The following is a 14,370-nucleotide window of genomic DNA, read 5'->3' as shown; positions in this document are numbered from 1 at the left end:
GGGACGGTTTAGTTTGGACTTGCTAGACTTCTGGCCACAAACAACCAAATCCCTCTGTAAGCTTCCCGTCAAGCGCACAAGTTAATAGCACGGACAGTAACGCCTCAAACACCGGCTTGGTGAAGGTGACAGCCTTACTAATTTCGCGTGCGTTGACTTGTTAGATTTTTACTGTCTAGTTTTCTTATAAAGTTTCTTCGCAATACTCTGAATTCGGGAATCATCCCCATTAGCGAGTGCCTGAACAAGTTTTAATACATCCGTAGGCATTACCCAGATAAACACATAGATAGCTTGCACACATTCTATAAATGCTGGTGCAGGAATCGAGCTTCCGAGCTTCGACAAGTTTGAAACAAGGGGAGCTTCGGTATAAAAGTTATTCAAGGAAAAGTGAGCATCAATAATAGATTTTGCAGCCTTCTTGAAGGTGGCCGATCGTAAGTTTTCGGGTACGTAATCAAAGCCATTTACTTTTAGTAATGCATTTTTTAATCCTTTAGTAGCAGCAATGTTCCCGGCAGCCGTTGCATCTCGATAAGCGTTACCTATTTGCCATCTATCCTTTTCAGGTATGTGAGACCAAATCGGATGAATGAACGTACTAATATTACCAACTGCATGCTATTGAGCCGCATCTTGCTCATGCTTAATACCTGATAACAATACAGAGACCACTGTTTTAATGTAAAACGGTGGTGAGTCAAGTAACTGCTCTATTTGAGGGTCTGCCAATGAAAGTGTTTCTGAAAATAACCTATTCCTTAATTCAGAGAACTCAATAGCAATCGATATATCAGTTTCACCAAGAATATGATTAACGCAGGAGCTAACTAGGGAAGAGGCGTCAATCTTTGACAGTTCCTCACCATTCCTCTCAGCCTCGTCTGACAAATAATGACTCATTATTTCTAAAGCTTGTCTAAGCTTTAGAACACCAGTGCTATTTATGGCTCCAAGTTGCACTTACCCTTCAGTCCAGAACTTCAACCTGACTTTACCTTGGCACCAGGCTTCATTGTGTCGATAGCCCTTGACGATAGCGGTTTAGCGGCTGATTTGGTAACCTGCATCACTTGTTTTGATCTCTTTTATTAGTACAAGATTCCCATGAACTTATGATCAAGCGCTGGGGCTCACTGAACAAAAAAAGTGTAACTTTTTAATTAAAAAAAATGAAACACTATGGACAGTCTAACCCAACAAGAAAACATATAAGCAATTGTTTTATATAGGCATAATAGATTTATAATGAGTAAAAAGACAGCTAAAACAATAGACGTAAAGCCTGAACACACACCCATGATGCAGCAATATTTTAAAATTAAAGCTGAATATCCGGACCAATTAGTTTTTTACCGGATGGGTGACTTTTATGAGCTGTTTTATGATGATGCTAAACGCGCCTCCGTGTTATTGAATATATCACTGACGGCTCGAGGTAAAACAGGTGGCAATGCGATCCCGATGGCCGGGCTGCCTTACCATGCGGCTGAAGGCTATATAGCTAAGATCGTAAGAGCAGGCGAGTCGGTTGTGATTTGCGAGCAGTATGGTGATCCGGGCGCAAGCAAAGGCCCGATGGAACGTAAAGTTGCGCGCATTGTTACGCCGGGAACATTGAGCGATGAAGCGTTTCTGGATGAGTCCCGCGACAATATTCTACTCGCGATCTACTCATCGCAGTCCAGGTATGGCGTGTCGTTAGTCGATATCAGCACCGGCCGTTTTAGTTTGATGGAGCTTGAAGATGACGATTCACTATTGGCAGAGCTGGAGCGCCTGAAGCCCGCTGAAATACTTTATAACGATGAAAGTAATCTGGAAACTCTGCTCAAAGGCCGTAAAGGCATTCGCTCTCAGGCACCCTGGAATTTTGAACCAGAAACCTCAAAACGCTTGTTATGCCAACAATTTAACACACAAGACCTTGAAGGTTTTGGCTGTGCTGAAATGCATATTGCCATTGGCGCAGCGGGATGCCTGCTGCAGTATGCTAAGGATACGCAGCGCTCCTCTTTGCCGCATATTCGTCGGCTCCAAATTGAACAACGCTCGAACACCGTTATTCTTGATGCTGCTACACGTAGGAATCTGGAAATTGATCAGAATCTGGCTGGCGGACGTGAAAACACCCTGCTTAGTGTGATGGACAATACGGCCACGCCGATGGGCAGCCGCTTACTGCGACGCTGGTTGAACCAACCTCTAAGAGATAAAAACATACTGGTACAGCGCCAGCACTCTATCCAGTGGTTACAGCAAAACTATCGCTATGAAACACTCGCTGAAACACTCAAAGGGATTGGTGATATCGAGCGGATATTATCCCGTGTAGGACTAGGATCAGCACGACCACGCGATTTAGAACGCTTAAGGGATGCTTTGCAGCGTTTACCTGAGCTGCAAAGCTTCCTGACGGATGAATCTCGCGCCGATCATATTCAGACTTTAGCTAAAGCCATTAGCGAATTCCCAGAGCAGGCCGAGTTGTTACAGAAAGCCATTATGGATAACCCTCCCGTCATTATTCGCGAGGGTGGCGTGATTGCTGAAGGCTATGATGCAGAATTGGATGAGTTACGAAATATCAGCGAAAATGCCGGCGAGTATCTGATCAGGCTTGAACAGCAAGAGCGCGAGCGGTCCGGCATTTCAACCTTAAAGGTGGGTTACAATCGCGTCCATGGTTACTTTATTGAAATCAGTAAAGGCCAGGCCGATGCGGCACCTGCTGATTATATTCGTCGCCAGACGCTTAAAAATGCTGAACGTTTTATTACCCCCGAACTGAAAAACTTCGAAGACAAAGCACTCAGCGCAAAAAGCCGTTCGCTGGCACGGGAAAAAGCGCTCTATGAATCGCTCATTGCCGCATTAGCTGAGCAGCTTCCCGCATTGCAAGATTGCGCGCAGGCATTAGCTGAGCTGGATACGCTCAATAACCTGGCCGAAAGAGCGGACACTCTCAATTTTAGTGCACCCCGTTTGCATGAGACTCCTCAATTAAGAATTATTGGAGGTCGCCACCCGGTAGTGGAATCTGTGCTGGATGCACCTTTTGTTGCCAATGATCTGTCTCTGGATCCTGAGCGACGCATGCTTATTATTACCGGCCCGAATATGGGGGGTAAATCCACCTACATGCGACAGGCAGCCTTAATTTGTCTGCTGGCGCATATTGGAAGCTACGTACCGGCCGAGCAGGTCGACATCGGCATAATGGATCGTATTTTTACCCGCATGGGGTCTTCTGATGATCTGGCAGGTGGGCGCTCTACCTTTATGGTAGAGATGACTGAAACGGCCAATATTCTGCACAATGCGACAGAATATAGCCTCGTATTAATGGACGAAGTCGGACGCGGAACCAGTACATTTGATGGCTTATCTCTGGCGTGGTCAGCCGCTGAATTTCTTGCCCAGCAGATTAAAGCCTTTACGCTATTTGCGACCCATTACTTTGAACTAACAGCGCTCCCTGATCAGCAAGAGGGTGTTTACAATGTTCACCTGACAGCACTGGAACATCAGGACACTATCGTTTTCATGCACGAGGTTCATGATGGCCCCGCCAGCCAGAGCTATGGTTTACAGGTAGCACAACTCGCCGGTGTGCCTGCTCACGTCATTTCTCAGGCGAGACAGAAACTGATTCAGTTAGAAACTGAAACGGTTGCTGCGGGTACCCACATTGAGAGCCCGCCACCGGTACAAAATGACATGTTTAATTCGGTCATACATCCCGTTGTCGAGCAACTAAAACAGACTGATCTGGATAACTTCACTCCACGTCAGGCATTAGAACTGTTATATTCACTGAAAAGCAAACTTTGATAATGAAAATCATAATAATTAAGCATGGAGGTAGACAATGACCTACGTCGTAACGCAAAACTGCATTCGCTGTAAATATACTGACTGTGTGGAAGTTTGCCCGGTAGATTGTTTTTACGAAGGTGAGAATTTTTTGGTTATTCACCCTGATGAATGTATAGACTGTGGTCTATGTGAACCGGAATGTCCTGCTGAAGCAATTTTTCTGGATGATGAAGTACCGGATGATCAGCAGAATTTTATTCAATTGAATGCCGACCTTGCAGAAAAGTGGCCCAACATAACAGAACGAACGGAACCACTCGAAGACGCTGAAGAATGGAAAGACAAACACGATAAGCTTGTCTTTTTAATTAAATAGCGAAGGGCTTTATGTCAGTAAATCTTCGCTACTAAGACCATTTTTCTCAACGATTTCACGTAACTTACGTAACGCCTCAACCTGAATTTGTCTGACACGCTCACGTGTCAGGCCAATTTCTGTTCCTACTTGCTCCAGCGTACTCATATCATAGTTACGCAGACCAAAACGTCGCGACAATACTTCAGCATGCTTATCGGGAAGCATATCCAACCATTTTTCAAGATTACCGCTAATATTAGTATTCTGCAGTAAAATTTCAGGATCAGATGTTTGTGTATCGGCAATCGTTTCTATAGCAGATTTATCCGAATCACCCATAGGGATATCAATAGAGGTGACACGCTCATTCAACCTAAGTACTTTCTGTACCTTATCAACCGGCTTACTGAGTAGCTCAGCGATTTCATCTGCAGAAGGCTCATGATCCAATGTCTGAGACAATTCACGCGCAGCACGCAGATACACATTCAGCTCTTTAACGACATGAATAGGCAACCGGATTGTGCGCGTCTGATTCATAATGGCACGTTCAATAGTTTGTCTTATCCACCAGGTAGCATAGGTAGAAAACCTGAAGCCACGCTCAGGATCAAATTTTTCGACGGCACGAATAAGCCCCAGATTACCTTCTTCAATTAAATCAAGCAGCGTCAAACCACGGTTAATATATCGACGAGAGATTTTAACCACCAAACGAAGGTTACTCTCTATCATGCGCTTGCGTGCTTTTTCATCCCCTTTGAGTGCCAGCCGTGAAAAGTATACTTCCTCATCTGCGCTTAATAACGGCGAAAAACCAATCTCATTGAGGTACAGCTGAGTAGCGTCTAAAGACTTGGCATTCATTAAATCTTTGTGAGCCAGACTTCCACGACCTCGCCCGCTATTCATGAACTCAGGCTCTTGTTCAACAGCATCTATATTAGACGCTTTACTGCCTTCCGAATCGATTGGCAAATCATCACTGTCCATCTCATTTTCATCAAGACTTGTCATCACCGTTATCACCTATCTATCACTATTATAATAATTATATTTACCTACCGTTTAGGCAGATATTGAAGCGGATTTACTGGTTTACCATCCTTGCGGATTTCAAAATGCAGCATTATACGTGTAGCACCACTATTACCTATTTCGGCAACTTGCGCTCCAACATTAACACTATCATTTTCTTTTACTAAAATTCGACTATTATGTGCATACGCACTGAGATATTCCTGATTATGATTGATAATAATCAAATTTCCATAACCCAATAAGCCATTGCCTGCATACACCACTTTCCCGGTAGCGGCCGCATAAACAGGGTCACCTCGCTTACCCTCCAGATTAATACCTTTGTTAATATTACTTGCTGATGAATATTTACCAATAATGTTTCCATGCGCCGGCCATTGCCAGTTTACTTTTTGCGTACTGCTATAAGATGAAACAGACACATTCGAAGACGATGGTTTTGCAGGCTTCACTGCCGCCAATTGTTTTTCTGTGTTCAACGACGCTTGATTTTTTGCAGTACCGACACGGGTGTTTATTTTTGTAGTGACTGACCCAGCCTTTACATCACTTTTCGCACCCGCAGCGTTCGCAGAATTATTGACAGAAGAAGTAGCGGCAGTCTTTGATACAGTACGAGAGTCTTTTAAACGTAACTTCTGACCAACATTAATGCGAAAGTCCCGGCCAATATTATTAATACTCGATAATTCACGGTAATCCAACCCGTATCGCCAGGCAATGGAATAAAGCGTATCTCCGCTTCTGACACGATAAGTTGCAGGTGCTCTTTTGTTTCGAGATGAACTAACAATTTCTATTCTGTTATTTTGTGTAATAGATTGGTCACTGACAGGGGCATACCCTGATGAGCATCCTCCCAGCATTAGAAGCACGGAAACCAACAAAACGAATTTGATATTGACCCTTACTTTATTCCGGCTGATATACACAATTCATCGATTCGCAGACTGAACTCTTTCCATCCAAAGCACAATTGCCATACCTAAAATAAGCAATGCAATAGATGCCACCATAAAAGAATCCTGACCGTTTAATACTTCATAATTAAAAGGAGAAACGTTGTCCTGCACTAGAGGTATCTGCTTCCCCTGCCTGTCGAACGTATAAGCCGTTGTATACTTCCACGGCCACACTTTATTTAATGAGCCCAGTAGAAAGCCAGACATTAAAGCAAGAGTAAACATCCGATAGGAGGTAAACAACCAGTTAAGTAGCCGCGAGAAGCTTAGTAAACCCACAGCACATCCCGCCATAAATAATCCAATAATAGACAGCTCCAGATTTTTTACCGCCAACAACACCGGCCCGTACATACCTAATAAGAGCAAAATAAACGAGCCAGATATTCCCGGGAGAATCATGGCGCAGATAGCCACAGCGCCTGACAAGAACACAGCAAGGGAGGTCACTTCAATTTCAGTGGGCACAATACTGGTCACTACGTAAGCTGATACGGCACCCAGGAGAAAAAGTATAGTAGAAGTCATATTCCAATGCGTAATATGGCGAGAAATAACCCAGGTCGACGCGAGAATCAAGCCAAAGAAAAATGACCAGAGCATAACCGGGTAGGTAGCCAGCATGAATAATACAATGTGAGAAAGTGTCAGCAAACTAATGGCAATACCACTCAGTAAAGTCACTAGAAAATTACCATTCACATGGTCCCAAAAAGCACCAGGCCCATCGCTGAATAACAATTTGACTGCATCAATATCAAAACGGCGAATACTACCAATTAACTCTTCATAAATGCCCGTAATAAAAGCGATAGTCCCACCTGACACGCCTGGCACGGCATCAGCCGCGCCCATTAAGATACCTTTACACGCCAATATAAAATAATCTTTTAGGCTACGACGCTGACTCACAATATGTATCTCCTTACTGTATTGTTCCCGCCAATAAAGGCACAAATCTAACATTTTCAATGATACGGGTGTCATAATCCCTAACATTGACCCGAACAACCAACTTTAACTGCTGCTGCTCTTGCCCTACAGGAATCACCAAGCGCCCACCGATCGCTAGCTGAGCTAATAGTTCTTCAGGTATTTCCTGCGGTGCCGCTGTTACCATAATTCCATCAAACGGTGCTTTTGATGACCACCCCATACCGCCATCAGTATGCTGCAACCTAATATTTTTAAGCCCCATCTGACGAAATCGATGCCTCGCTTTATCCTGTAAGGGCTTGATGCGCTCGACAGAAAATACCTGCTCTACTAGTTGTGCTAATATTGCTGTCTGATAACCAGAGCCGGTTCCTACTTCTAAAACATGTTTTAACGGCCCCCCCGCAAGCAGCACCTCAGTCATTTTTGCAACAATGTAAGGCTGTGATATTGTCTGGTTAAAACTGATCGGTAATGCGGTGTCTTCATAGGCCCGATGCGCCAGCGCTTCATCAATAAAAATATGCCTTGGGGTTTCTTTAATAACAGCAAGCACTTTCTCATCCTGGATATTTTGCTCTCGTAGCCGCACGATAAGACGATCCCGCGTTCGCCTGGATGTCATACCAATGCCCTGAAGGCGAATATCATTCACAGCAAACCCTCTAACCATTCACCCAGATTATCCATACCGGCATATAAGGTCATATCAATATGTAAAGGTGTGATAGATACATAGCCATGTTCAATAGCATAAAAATCGGTACCCGGCGCTTTATCCACGGCATCCCCAACACCCGCGACCCAGTAACGAATCTTACCCCGGGGATCAGCCACCGCTTCAGGCTTACCTGCCGCTGCCCGATGCCCCAAGCGAGTAATATGGATGCCTTTTATCTCAGACAGTGGCAAATCAGGTACATTGACATTTAATACTGTACGCGCAGGCAGTGAGAGCTTGTCGATACGCATAATGATGCTTTTAGCTATCTCGGCAGCCGTAGCATAGTGCTGCGGATCATGACCCGCCACCGAAATAGCAATCGGAGGCAGACCTAATGAACGACCTTCCATAGCCGCAGCGACCGTTCCGGAATAGATAACATCATCTCCCAGATTAGAACCTGCATTGATACCTGATACGACAATATCCGGCACGACCCCGAACAATCCGGAAACACCCATATGGACGCAATCAGTTGGCGTGCCATTCAAACTAACAAAACCATTATTCTCGTGACGATGCGCATCTACCGGACGACTAATCGTTAATGCATTACTAGCGCCACTGCGATTACGATCAGGGGCAACAACTTGTATCTCAGCCACTTCAGCCAGCACTAACGCCAGCGCTTCCAGACCGGGAGAATAAACACCATCATCATTAGAGATTAGAATTTTCATCATTATTTTTCTTCTGGTTCAGCCTGTAAAGTTTCACATAACTCGCGCAATATACTGGTGGCGAAAGAACCCGCCGGCAGAGAAAAACTTAATAACCACTGCCCTTCTGATTCTTTAACGGCCCGTAAGCCCTCAGGTACTAATCTTAGCGCCCGGCGCTCCTGCTGTAACCCTAAATGCTCAAGTCCTTCTGTTATACTAGCCAAAGATGCCAGTACGCTTCCTTCCCATACCGCCCCTTCATCCGTTACTAAGCTAGTTCCACGCCCCCACAATGGGCCACTCAGATGAATATTATAGGCTTTCAAGCGCGCCACTAAACTATCATCCGTTGCTTCGGCCAGGAAATGACTCCGTGAGCCGTTAAGCATCATCATATCGCCAGGCATAATGTTATCCCACAATCCCTGTGCGACCCGCTCAGATGCAACATGATTAAATAACCAGGACCTTACCGCTGATATATATAATCCCTTTTTATGTCGCTGGCGCTCTTTAAACTCACCCTTGATCAAAGCAAGACCTTTGACGAGGTTACCGCCATCGCGACCAAATCGCTGTTCTCCAAAGTAATTTGGTACGCCTAGTTTTATTTTTTCCAAACGCTCTATAAAATCAGCTTCATTAGTGAGGTGCTTGAGCCTGATGGTAAATCTATTACCCAGCAATGCACCTAATCTTAATTTTCGCTGATGGCGTACCGAGTCCAGTACTTGTATAGAATCACCACCAAACAGCGACCAGTCGATTTTACGGGTGAGAGGCAACCGCACACTAAACCATTGCTCAGTAATGGCGTGTCGATCTTTTTTCCCTGCATAGCCTACATCTTTGACAGGAATCTGACAGAAGCTTGCCAATAATTTAGCCACCCAATCAGTATTTTCACCCGTTTTACGAATCAAAATAAACTCATGCTCTCCTTCACCTTCAGGTACAAAAGAAGGGATTTCAACAACGTAAAAGTCTTCAGGAGTTTGACGCATAACAGCCTGACTGGCAGGCTTGCTATAAAGATAGCTATACTGGGTTGGCAGATCCATTATTTTCTCTTAGTTGCCTCGGGTTGAGGTTCGATCAATTGATAAAAGGTTTCACCGTCGCGAACCATTCCCTGATCACTACGGGCTCGTTCTTCTATTGCAGAAAGACCTTTTTTCAGATCACTCACTTCAGCCTCAAGCTGGCTATTCCTCATCTGCAAACGTTCGTTCTCTTGAACTTGTTCGCCAATCTTTTCCTGTAAATCCAAGACATACAAAATATTAGCGTCGCCAAACCAGAGACGAAACTGAAGGCCTAGCAGAATCAAAAGCAGTAATGCAATAAACCAGCGAAACACAGCTTACCTCAGAATCTAAAATCGGCGTCTAAAAAAAGTCTAAAATCAGAACCTAAAATCAGAACCTAAAATTAGAGCCCAAAAAGGGGGCTAAAGCCCCCTTCTGACAAGAATCGGATGTTATCCCTGACCCTTGATTTCTGCACGACCGTTATACACAGCTTTATCGCCAAGTTCTTCTTCGATGCGCAACAGACGATTGTATTTAGCAACACGATCCGAACGGCACAGTGAACCCGTTTTAATCTGTCCGGCAGCTGTACCTACGGCTAAATCAGCAATTGTAGTGTCTTCTGTCTCACCTGAACGGTGCGAAATAACGACACTAAAGCCTGCATCTTTCGCCATTTTAATAGCATCTAAGGTTTCAGATAACGAACCTATTTGATTAAACTTAATCAGGATAGAATTACCAATATTCTGTTCAATACCACGGCTCAGAATTTTGGTATTGGTGACAAACAGGTCATCACCGACCAGCTGAATTTTATCACCAATTTTCTTAGTCAGGTATGCCCAGCCATCCCAATCAGACTCGTCTAAACCATCTTCAATCGACAAAATCGGATAGTTTTCAGTCAACGCTGCCAGGTAATCACTAAAACCTTCTGCATCAAAGATTTTACCTTCACCCGCCAGGTCATACTTGCCATCTTTGTAGAATTCAGAGGCGGCACAATCTAATGCCAGCGTTACATCTTTACCTAATTCGTAACCGGCATTTGAAATCGCTTCTTTGATAACAACCAACGCTTCTTCGTTTGAAGCAAGGTTAGGCGCGAATCCACCTTCATCACCGACCGAGGTGCTCAAACCTTTCGCTTTCAAAACGGCTTTCAACGAATGAAAGATTTCAGCGCCACAACGCAGTCCTTCAGAGAATTTAGTGAAGTTAACCGGCTGAACCATGAACTCCTGAATATCAACGTTGTTATCCGCGTGCTCACCACCGTTGATAATATTCATCATAGGCACCGGCAATGAAAACTGACCTGCCGTACCATTGATTTCAGCAATATGAGCATATAAAGGAATGCCCTTTTCAACGGCTGCTGCTTTAGCGGCCGCCAAAGAGACGGCCAGGATAGCATTAGCACCTAAATTTTCTTTATTCTCAGTCCCATCCAACGCCAGCATTACGTTATCTACTGCGCGCTGATCTTTTGCATCCATGCCAAGCAATGCGTCACGAATCACGCCATTGATTGCCGCTACCGCTTTCAGGACACCTTTACCCAAGTAGCGTGATTTATCACCATCACGTAGTTCCAGTGCTTCACGAGATCCTGTAGACGCGCCAGATGGTGCGCATGCAGAACCAACAACACCCGATGTCAGAATAACATCTGCTTCAACTGTTGGGTTACCACGAGAATCCAGCACTTCACGTGCTTTGATATCGGCAATCTGAGCCATTGTTACTCTCCAATTTTCCTAAGATGATGTAAATCCCTGCATGCAGTCTTATTGACGGCGCGCCTGTTCAACTAATGCTGCTTCAATAAAACCAGTAAAGAGGCCATGCCCATCACGAGGTGATGAGGTAAATTCCGGATGGAACTGACAGGCAACAAACCATGGATGGTCAGCTACTTCTACTACTTCAACCAACTCACCATCGACAGAACGACCTGCAATCCGCAAGCCTGCTTCTTCAAGAATAGACACATAGTTATTATTAACTTCATAGCGATGACGATGACGCTCTACAATGTCGGTACTGCCATAACACTGCGCTGTGGTTGAACCTTCTTCCAGATGACATTTCTGTGCACCCAGTCGCATTGTTCCACCCAGATCGGTTTCAGCACTACGCACTTCAACATCACCTTCTTCCGTAATCCACTCGGTAATCAGGCCAATAACAGGATGCTCAGTGTTTTTATCGAACTCTGTAGAAGTGGCACCGTCGAGATGCGCCACATTACGCGCATACTCAATAACAGCAACCTGCATACCCAGACAGATACCTAAGTAAGGCACTTTGTTTTCACGGGCATACTTAACAGCGGCAATTTTACCTTCAACGCCGCGCTCTCCAAAACCACCCGGAACAAGAATAGCGCACGCATCTTTCAATATTTCAACGCCTTCACGCTCGACACGCTCCGAATCAATATATTCGATGCGTACTTTTCTGCGCAATTGAATGCCGGCATGTGAAATCGCTTCAATCAACGATTTATAGGCATCCAACAACTCCATATATTTACCGACCATGGCGATCTTAACTTCACCATCGGGATTAAGATGCGCATCAGCAACCGCGATCCACTCACTCAGATCAGCTGTTGGCACATCCAGATTAAAGCGTTTGACAACGATGTCATCCAATCCCTGATCCCACAACATTTTAGGGATGTCGTAGATAGTCTCGGCATCTGGCATAGAGATAACGGCACGCTCTTCTACGTTGGTGAAGAGCGACAGCTTACGACGAGCGGAGTCCGGAATTGCTTGCTCAGAACGGCACACCAGAATATCTGGCTGAATACCGATCGAACGAAGTTCCTTAACTGAGTGCTGAGAAGGCTTAGTTTTAATTTCACCTGCCGTAGCAATGTAAGGCACCAAAGTCAGATGCATAAACATGGCACGCGAGAAGCCCACTTCAGCTTTTAACTGACGCACTGCCTCCAAAAATGGCTGAGACTCGATATCACCGACAGTACCGCCAATTTCGACCAGCGCAACATCAACGTCTCCGGCCCCTTCAATAACACGACGTTTAATTTCATCGGTAATATGGGGAATAACCTGTACGGTACCTCCCAGATAATCACCACGACGTTCTTTATTCAGTACATGCTGATAAACACGCCCCGTCGTGAAGTTATTACGTTTATTCATAGTCGTTCGAATAAAACGTTCATAATGTCCCAAATCGAGATCCGTCTCAGCGCCATCTTCCGTAACAAACACTTCACCATGCTGGAAAGGGCTCATCGTACCTGGATCGACGTTAATATAAGGGTCGAGTTTCAACATAGTGACTTTTAGGCCGCGCGCTTCCAAAATAGCAGCAAGCGATGCGGATGCGATGCCTTTGCCCAAAGAGGACACGACACCACCTGTGACGAAAATGTAACGCGTCATGTGGAACCTGTTTTGGCTGAAAGTGAGGAAAAAAACTAACTAGAGATGGGGCCACAGGTTACCAAAAAATAGCGCTTGGGACAATCAGAAAGGCTCCCATATTACACAGAATCCCTGCTTTTCCGCTGAGGAGGCTAACCACCCTTCACAGATACAGATACCAGGAATCGCAACAATCTCCTCCGCCACCATACAAACGGGCCAGTTTTTCCGTTGCCACGGGGGGATTGACGCCTCCTGAAAGAGTTTTTTAAGCGTTTTTCTACTGCGTCCCGCAGGCCTGCAACTCATGCCATCCACTCTTTTCACACAGACAACATTATCCAGCGTTTTTAATCTAGCGGATGCACCGTGTCCAGATTCCACTCTGAGAACACCACCTGGCCAATCCAGAAAACCTAATGTCAGGGCCAGTGAATTAATAGCTGATTGATCATCTTGATCCTTATCCAGAGCAGAACAAATGTACAAATTGCTTCTGTAGCGCCTAATCCATCCAGACTTAAGTGCGTACTCAGGTGACTTATCAGGCGCCGCCTGGAAAAAGTCGACATCCAGTTGCTCCAACTGAACCTCATTCAACAGCTGACCCTTAGCGTTATAGATCCAACGACGCAGCAGTGTTTTTCGCTTAAAGGATGAAAAAGTTTCAAGCGCCCGACCATTAATACAATCTCGCTTGAAAATAAGCGTCTGTAGTTCATCATCAAGATATCGGTCAAGTAAGCGTTGCTCTTCATCTAATAGCCGGCTAGTCGATGACATCCTCGCAATAACGCCCGGCCAGCGCTGCTTCAGCACAGGAAGTACTTTCAAGCGTAAGAAATTTCTGTCATAAACTTCATGTTGATTACTCGGATCCTCTATCCAACTCAACTGTTCATCACGCGCCCACGCTTCCAGACTATGACGGGAAATAGTCAACAAAGGGCGTACAATTTCAGCAGCACCAATGCTTCTGCTAACAGGAATCCCCGACAGCCCTCTTAGTCCGCTCCCTCTCAGCAGACGAAATAAAACAGTCTCAGCCTGATCATCAGCATGGTGAGCCAGCAAAAGCACATCAGTCGCCTGCACAAAATCACTGAACGCCAGATAGCGAGCATCGCGAGCCGCCGCTTCACTGCTGTTGTTGGGGTATACATCTATTTGAGTAAACGGTATCGAAAGGTTTTCAGCCTGCGCTCGGCAAAAAACCGACCAGTCATCGGCACTTTTTTGCAGATGATGGTTAATATGCAGCACATGAAGCGTATTACGTGGCAGATAGGATGCGGCAAGATGCAGCATCACTATCGAGTCCAACCCGCCACTTAAGGCAACCACCCAGCGTTGACACGGGTGCTTTTCACATGACTCTACAAAGGCTGCAATCAGTGGCGAGTGGCTCATGAGTATTGAGTGATGCC

General features: G+C 45.2%; 13 protein-coding genes. 2 read left to right on the top strand and 11 right to left on the bottom strand.

Annotated elements, in window-relative coordinates:
* Positions 1-624: 624 nt before the first annotated feature.
* Positions 625-966, bottom strand: coding sequence for a hypothetical protein (locus Nant_RS17780; RefSeq protein WP_054342968.1), 342 nt, complete (start codon positions 964-966; stop codon positions 625-627).
* Between the two features lie 285 nt (positions 967-1,251).
* Between Nant_RS17780 and mutS the strand changes: the two genes are divergently transcribed.
* The gene (mutS, locus tag Nant_RS17775; protein WP_054342967.1) at positions 1,252-3,837 is read left to right on the top strand and encodes a DNA mismatch repair protein MutS; all 2,586 of its coding nucleotides are present in this window, start codon (positions 1,252-1,254) and stop codon (positions 3,835-3,837) included.
* A 37-nt stretch (positions 3,838-3,874) separates the two neighbouring features.
* Positions 3,875-4,198, top strand: coding sequence for a ferredoxin FdxA (gene fdxA / locus Nant_RS17770; RefSeq protein WP_054342966.1), 324 nt, complete (start codon positions 3,875-3,877; stop codon positions 4,196-4,198).
* 9 nt (positions 4,199-4,207) lie between these two features.
* On the opposite strand, the gene rpoS is transcribed toward fdxA, so the two are convergent.
* The 10 genes from rpoS to tilS form a co-directional block, all read right to left on the bottom strand.
* The gene (rpoS, locus tag Nant_RS17765) at positions 4,208-5,197 is read right to left on the bottom strand and encodes an RNA polymerase sigma factor RpoS (protein WP_054342965.1); all 990 of its coding nucleotides are present in this window, start codon (positions 5,195-5,197) and stop codon (positions 4,208-4,210) included.
* 44 nt (positions 5,198-5,241) lie between these two features.
* Positions 5,242-5,925 (bottom strand): peptidoglycan DD-metalloendopeptidase family protein, encoded by a 684-nt coding sequence (locus Nant_RS17760; RefSeq protein ID WP_054342964.1) that lies wholly within the window; start codon positions 5,923-5,925, stop codon positions 5,242-5,244.
* Positions 5,926-6,156: 231 nt separating this feature from the next.
* A complete protein-coding gene (locus Nant_RS17755; RefSeq protein ID WP_238377184.1) occupies positions 6,157-7,095 on the bottom strand; it encodes a polyprenyl-phosphate transporter in 939 nt (312 codons plus the stop codon).
* A 13-nt stretch (positions 7,096-7,108) separates the two neighbouring features.
* Positions 7,109-7,792 carry a protein-L-isoaspartate(D-aspartate) O-methyltransferase gene (locus Nant_RS17750; RefSeq protein ID WP_238377183.1) on the bottom strand — a complete coding sequence of 228 codons (684 nt, stop codon included), beginning with the start codon at positions 7,790-7,792 and terminating at the stop codon, positions 7,109-7,111.
* Entirely contained in the window at positions 7,771-8,526 is a 756-nt protein-coding gene (gene surE, locus Nant_RS17745) for a 5'/3'-nucleotidase SurE (protein ID WP_202905034.1), read from the bottom strand. The genes Nant_RS17750 and surE overlap by 22 nt, the downstream gene beginning before the upstream one ends.
* The gene (gene truD / locus Nant_RS17740) at positions 8,526-9,566 is read right to left on the bottom strand and encodes a tRNA pseudouridine(13) synthase TruD (RefSeq protein WP_054342963.1); all 1,041 of its coding nucleotides are present in this window, start codon (positions 9,564-9,566) and stop codon (positions 8,526-8,528) included. Before truD ends, surE begins: the two co-directional genes overlap by 1 nt.
* Positions 9,566-9,865 carry a cell division protein FtsB gene (gene ftsB, locus Nant_RS17735; protein WP_054342962.1) on the bottom strand — a complete coding sequence of 100 codons (300 nt, stop codon included), beginning with the start codon at positions 9,863-9,865 and terminating at the stop codon, positions 9,566-9,568. The genes truD and ftsB overlap by 1 nt, the downstream gene beginning before the upstream one ends.
* Before the next feature lie 120 nt (positions 9,866-9,985).
* Positions 9,986-11,281, bottom strand: a complete 1,296-nt coding sequence (gene eno / locus Nant_RS17730; RefSeq protein ID WP_054342961.1) for a phosphopyruvate hydratase — start codon at positions 11,279-11,281, stop codon at positions 9,986-9,988.
* A 48-nt stretch (positions 11,282-11,329) separates the two neighbouring features.
* A complete protein-coding gene (locus Nant_RS17725; protein WP_054342960.1) occupies positions 11,330-12,961 on the bottom strand; it encodes a CTP synthase in 1,632 nt (543 codons plus the stop codon).
* Between the two features lie 84 nt (positions 12,962-13,045).
* Positions 13,046-14,353: a tRNA lysidine(34) synthetase TilS gene (gene tilS, locus Nant_RS17720; RefSeq protein ID WP_054342959.1), complete on the bottom strand. Its 1,308-nt coding sequence runs from the start codon at positions 14,351-14,353 to the stop codon at positions 13,046-13,048.
* Positions 14,354-14,370: the final 17 nt, after the last annotated feature.

It is taken from the genome of Neptunomonas antarctica, from assembly GCF_001305295.1.
GTDB lineage: Bacteria > Pseudomonadota > Gammaproteobacteria > Pseudomonadales > Balneatricaceae > Neptunomonas > Neptunomonas antarctica.
Note: the sequence above shows the minus strand (reverse complement) of the source record. Positions and strands in the feature narration are given on the sequence as shown.

Bases quoted from the DNA above. Each gene is read 5' to 3' on its own strand.
- mutS (WP_054342967.1), top strand. From the start codon at position 1,252: ATGAGTAAAAAGACAGCTAAAACAATAGACGTAAAGCCTGAACACACA.
- fdxA (WP_054342966.1), top strand. From the start codon at position 3,875: ATGACCTACGTCGTAACGCAAAACTGCATTCGCTGTAAATATACTGAC.
- rpoS (WP_054342965.1), bottom strand. From the start codon at position 5,197: ATGACAAGTCTTGATGAAAATGAGATGGACAGTGATGATTTGCCAATC.
- Nant_RS17750 (WP_238377183.1), bottom strand. From the start codon at position 7,792: ATGGTTAGAGGGTTTGCTGTGAATGATATTCGCCTTCAGGGCATTGGT.
- surE (WP_202905034.1), bottom strand. From the start codon at position 8,526: ATGATGAAAATTCTAATCTCTAATGATGATGGTGTTTATTCTCCCGGT.
- truD (WP_054342963.1), bottom strand. From the start codon at position 9,566: ATGGATCTGCCAACCCAGTATAGCTATCTTTATAGCAAGCCTGCCAGT.
- eno (WP_054342961.1), bottom strand. From the start codon at position 11,281: ATGGCTCAGATTGCCGATATCAAAGCACGTGAAGTGCTGGATTCTCGT.
- Nant_RS17725 (WP_054342960.1), bottom strand. From the start codon at position 12,961: ATGACGCGTTACATTTTCGTCACAGGTGGTGTCGTGTCCTCTTTGGGC.
- tilS (WP_054342959.1), bottom strand. From the start codon at position 14,353: ATGAGCCACTCGCCACTGATTGCAGCCTTTGTAGAGTCATGTGAAAAG.